Here is a 3,103-nt window from a genome sequence, read left to right on the forward strand (position 1 = left end):
GTTCTGTATTAATCAACACAGGGCGCTTGTCATTGATAATGAAGCTCAACTGTTAGTATTCTACTACGGGACCTTCAAAACCGTAGATCCCACATGAGTTAAATGGCTCGTCTCTTGGGCTAGTGCGGCGTTCAACCAGATAGTCTTTAAGTAAGCCTAAGAATGAATCAATAGATTATGTGTATCGCATTCTTTAGGCGCTCCCCACCATCGGCAACAATAGCCATAAAAGCCTTACAAACATCTGGATCATAAAGATGTGAATTATCAGCTAACTCACTTATGACTTTTTCTATTCCAAGCGCCCCTCTATAAGGTCTAGCGTTCATCATTGCATCGGTTATGTCTGAGACAGCTAAAATTCTAGCACCTAAGCAAATTTCATTGCCCATCAACCCATTTGGGTAACCACTTCCGTCCATTCTTTCATGATGCTGCAAAATCATTTCACGAACTGGCCATGGAAAATCAATGCCAAATAACAATCCATCGGCCCTTGCTGCATGGGTTTTGATTAAAGCATACTCTTCTGCAGTGAGATGGCCATACTTAGATAACAGCTCATTAGGTATGGCTGATTTACCAATATCATGCAACAAACCAGCAACGCGAATTCCTTCGACTTCAAATGCACTTAGTCTCATTTCTTGTCCAATCATACGAGCAATGACCGAGACATTATTTTGATGGTGTACAGTATATATATCACTCGCAGCAATTACTGATGATATGCTCCTTATAAGCTGATATAAAAATAAATCTCTCCGCTTATGATTCATTTCCTTCCTCCAGAATCTAAACAGTACACGCCTACTGACGCACAAATAAAGGGCCAATTAATGGTTGATTAAATGTAAAGGTGATCGAAACCTAGCCAAATGTTAGCAGTATCGCTTGATTTACTTATTATGCGATGTGTGTACTTCCGACTGCCAGTAATCATAAAGGCCTTCAATATCAGATGAACAAAGTTGTTTCATGCCGCCTTTAAGCTTTGAGTCTGGCCAATCCCACCACTCCATTTCAAGTAGCATCGCTATTTGTGACTCTGTGAAGCGAAATTTAATATGCTTGGCAGGGTTCGACCCCACGACTTCGTATGGCGCAACATCTTTGGTCACTACCGCACGACTTGCGATGATTGCACCGTGACCTACTTTTACGCCAGACATAATCATAGCCTCAGAGCCAATCCAAACATCATTTCCTATGACTGTATCACCTGCACGCTGAAAGCCGTCTTCAGCATCGACAAAGTTTTCATTGTCCTGATAGAAAAACGGAAAAGTACTGACCCAATCGCGTCGATGCCCTTGGTTACCAGCCATCATGAATATTGCCCCTGAGCCAATTGAGCAGTAACTTCCAAGAATCAACTTGTCTACATCATCTCGGTCAGGATTGAGGTACCGAACGCAATCATCGAAGCTATGCCGATGATAATAACCAGAATAATAGCTGTGCTTACCAACAATAATGTTTGGATTAGTTACTTGTTCAAGTAAGGTAACTCCTGAAAAAGGAGATTTAAAGTAGTTCATATTTTCAATTTTCCCTAGAAGTACATAACTCCGCCAGCATGCGAGGATTTGTGTGAAGGCGAAGCCGTAACGGGAAATACGTCGCACAGTGCCAGGCCATGTGTACGCCCAGCATGGGCATTAACTAATGAGGTGAAAGTCCTCTGCAGGAGAGCACCGTTCAATAACGTGCTGTTATTAAACGTTAACTACTAGCGAATGGCAAGGGCAGGCAGCCGTTAAAAATGAAACTGGCCGAGATCCTGCAACATCCTCATATCGAAGCCAACAAACTTAGAGATCTCCCTGACTGTTACAAAATCAAGTTGCGCACATCAGGTTATCGCTTGGTATATTAGGCGTTGTTGCCTAAAATCATAATATAAAATCAACATTGTAAAACCTAACGAGAGAATGCAAGTTTGAGCCAAATGGTTGCAGATAATATCCAATTCCCTTAGTGGTTTATGTGGTTTATGGCATGTTTTTTGGGTAATTATATGTTTAGGCAACAACGCCGGTATACCACGCACAAGATGAACGCATTACCGTGTTTGTAGTGACCGTAGGCAAGCGTGAATCAATCTGCCCTAGAGTGATTAACATAGGGGAAAATTCAAAGGCCCAAGAAGGGCTTTTTAATAATATCATTGAGTGGCAAGTGCTGCGTAGATTTTAGGAGCTTCTTGAATCGTCGCAAGCACTTTGGCTGCTAATCCTGCTAAATTGCGGCGTTTACCTTCTCAGCTTTTAATTGGTCAATTTCACCACTTTGGTTGTTCAGCTAAAAATAGCCATAAAAGGCTCAAAATAGTAAAATAGCTTATTCTTTGTCTACTTCGTTAAGACGCACTTGGATACCTACGATATTTTTAATGACGTTCTTGATAACGCACTCTTACATCTCTATATGAGCGTGGCTGAAACAGAACGCTTTACTCCTAAAGCAAAGCGTAATGACATTTTGGTTCGCTATCTAAAACCAATGATAAAAGATAAGCGCTATCAGCAAGCAAAAAAGGAAATAAAGCGCTTGGTAGCGCTAGGACGTGTTGCGTCATGTGACTTAGAGTCAAAGCTTATTGAGCTTAATGAATTGTCACAGCGCTATGATTTGCAAGCGACTAAAGCGAAACAGTTGTTTGACTTATTGACGTGCATTGAAACAGAGTTAGCCCTCCCCGCTCGATTTCTAAATGTTGCTGATAATGGGATTAAGTTACCTAACACCATTTACATGCTGCAAGAGCATATCGATAACGGATTCACCCTTGCGGGTGAGCAGATCGCACCAGTATCACTGTTTTTAGAGTCCGATAAGGTGATAGGTGTCGTTGATTTAATTAATGCCGCAGGCTTGTTCCTAGCCGAAATACAACAGTATAGTGCTGACGTAAAACAAGGTCATATTTTGCTGCACCCTAAAAAGTAGGCATATGTATTGAGCGACCATTAGTCCGGCCGAGCTGTTACAATCTGACACTTTGCAAGGTTTGAATCAGTTATCTAGGGCTTTAGTGCTGCAATAAAGCCACACCTATGTTAAATGCCTTACTCTTACTATCCTTAAATGGAAATGTAGG

Annotated in this window: 3 protein-coding genes; 1 reads left to right on the forward strand and 2 read right to left on the reverse strand. The window is 41.5% G+C overall.

From position 1 onward, the window contains the following. Positions 1-167: 167 nt before the first annotated feature. The gene (locus FW758_RS24140; RefSeq protein WP_446446783.1) at positions 168-779 is read right to left on the reverse strand and encodes an HD-GYP domain-containing protein; all 612 of its coding nucleotides are present in this window, start codon (positions 777-779) and stop codon (positions 168-170) included. 120 nt (positions 780-899) lie between these two features. Continuing rightward, positions 900-1,541, reverse strand: a complete 642-nt coding sequence (gene catB / locus FW758_RS24145) for a type B chloramphenicol O-acetyltransferase (protein ID WP_012196996.1) — start codon at positions 1,539-1,541, stop codon at positions 900-902. 832 nt (positions 1,542-2,373) lie between these two features. Between catB and FW758_RS24150 the strand changes: the two genes are divergently transcribed. Beyond that, the gene (locus FW758_RS24150; RefSeq protein WP_012196994.1) at positions 2,374-2,952 is read left to right on the forward strand and encodes a DUF2913 family protein; all 579 of its coding nucleotides are present in this window, start codon (positions 2,374-2,376) and stop codon (positions 2,950-2,952) included. The last annotated feature ends 151 nt before the right edge of the window (positions 2,953-3,103 follow it).

It is taken from the genome of Shewanella sp. 1180_01, from assembly GCF_052850535.1.